This window comes from Blautia sp. MSK17_66 (assembly GCF_020538025.1).
In the GTDB taxonomy this organism is placed as follows: domain Bacteria; phylum Bacillota; class Clostridia; order Lachnospirales; family Lachnospiraceae; genus Blautia_A.
In genome coordinates, this window is record NZ_JAJBNQ010000063.1 from 1 (window position 1) to 1722 (window position 1722).

Here is a 1722-nt window from a genome sequence, read left to right on the forward strand (position 1 = left end):
AGTTAAATGAATTTTTAAATTCTACCTTGCAAGAGTAAATTCTATACCTATAGAAATTACTTCTGCATGGATTTTTCCTTCTTCTTTTTATAAAATACTACTGCAGATGATCCCCTGCCTGTGCAGAAGGAGGATAAAATGAATACAGGAAGACCAAAAGGCAACCAAAAACATCTTGACTTATCTGCACGTATTATAATCGAACAGCATTTAAATAACGGTGATTCATTTAGAAGTATTGCAATAGAATTAAGCAAGGATCCAAGTACCATATCCAAAGAAATCAGACGTCATTCCATTATCAGGGAAAGAAGCGCAGATGCATTTGCCCCTATTCCCTGTGCAAACAATTATGATAGTTCAAAGCCGCGGACAAATATATGCAATGTCATGCATATGTGCGGTGATAATGAATGTCGGCGCAAATGTGTCCTCTGCAGAAAATTCAGATGCAGCGATGTCTGTAAATTTTATAAACCAAGAGAATGTGAAAAATTAAATAAACCTCCTTATGTGTGCAATGGATGCAGCAAGAGAACGAATTGCATGATGGACAAAAAGATCTATTCTTCAAAATACGCCCAGGACTCCTATGAAGCCCTTAGGACTACCAGCAGAGAAGGGATCAACCAGACACCGGAAAGTATACAGAAACTGGACAACCTGTTGTCACCGCTTCTCAAAAAAGGACAGTCCATTGCCCACATCTACGCATCTCATGCTGATGAGATCGCCTGTTCCAGAAGAACCATATACTCTTATATAGACCGTGGCATTTTTCAAGCCAGAAACATAGATCTGCGTCGTAAAGTGGTATACAAGCAGAGAAAAAGAAAAACCACTACCAGCCTTAAAGACAGAAGTTTTCGAAAAGACCGGGGCTATAAAGAATTCCTGGAATATATCGCAGCGAACAAATCTGTTTATGTAGTCGAAATGGATACTGTTGAAGGAGCAAAAGGTAGCAGTCCCTGCTTTCTGACTATGTTCTTTCGAAACTGTAGCCTTATGCTTATGTTTCTTTTAGAAGAACAGACCCAGAAAGAAGTAACTAGGATTTTTGATCATTTAACAGAGTTACTTGGAATTGAACTGTTTCAGAAACTTTTCGAAGTAATACTTACAGACAACGGGCATGAATTTCAGGATCGGCAGAGTCTGGAATATAGCAAAAATGATGAAGTACGCACACGCATTTATTATTGTGATCCCAACCGTTCTGATCAAAAAGGTGCTCTTGAAAAGAATCATGAATATATAAGGTATGTCCTGCCAAAAGGAACAAGCTTTGAAAAAATGACAGACAAAACAACGCTACTGTTATTAAATCATATCAATAGCGAAAAACGGGACAGCCTCAATGGACACAGTCCATATGAAGTATCCCGTCTCCTGCTGGATAACAGACTTCATAAAGCATTAGGATTAGCAGAGATACCAGCCGATGAAGTCACATTGATACCAGCATTAATAAAATAATAATAACAATACAGGCACAGGCAAGTTTCATTGCATAGAATTTAGTCTTTCCAACAGACATGTGGAATTTAGTCCTGCACACTATTTCCAGATGTCCTTTTATCATGCAAAAAACTATGCTGTTTATGCCGTATAAAAGCATTATATACTAAAAAAATCAAGTTGTATATCTCCGAAAATAGAATTAAATCCCGCATAAAATCAAGGTATATTAGAATGTAGAATTTACTTTTTCATTCAAGC

Annotated in this window: 1 protein-coding gene; it reads left to right on the forward strand. The window is 37.3% G+C overall.

The features are described 5' to 3' along the window. Positions 1 to 138: 138 nt before the first annotated feature. Positions 139 to 1479 carry an IS30 family transposase gene (locus tag LIR34_RS17435; RefSeq protein WP_173903412.1) on the forward strand — a complete coding sequence of 447 codons (1341 nt, stop codon included), beginning with the start codon at positions 139 to 141 and terminating at the stop codon, positions 1477 to 1479. Positions 1480 to 1722 lie beyond the last annotated feature (243 nt).

What these genes read in the sequence shown, in the direction of transcription:
- LIR34_RS17435 (WP_173903412.1), top strand. Translation starts at nt 139, where the DNA reads ATGAATACAGGAAGACCAAAAGGCAACCAAAAACATCTTGACTTATCT.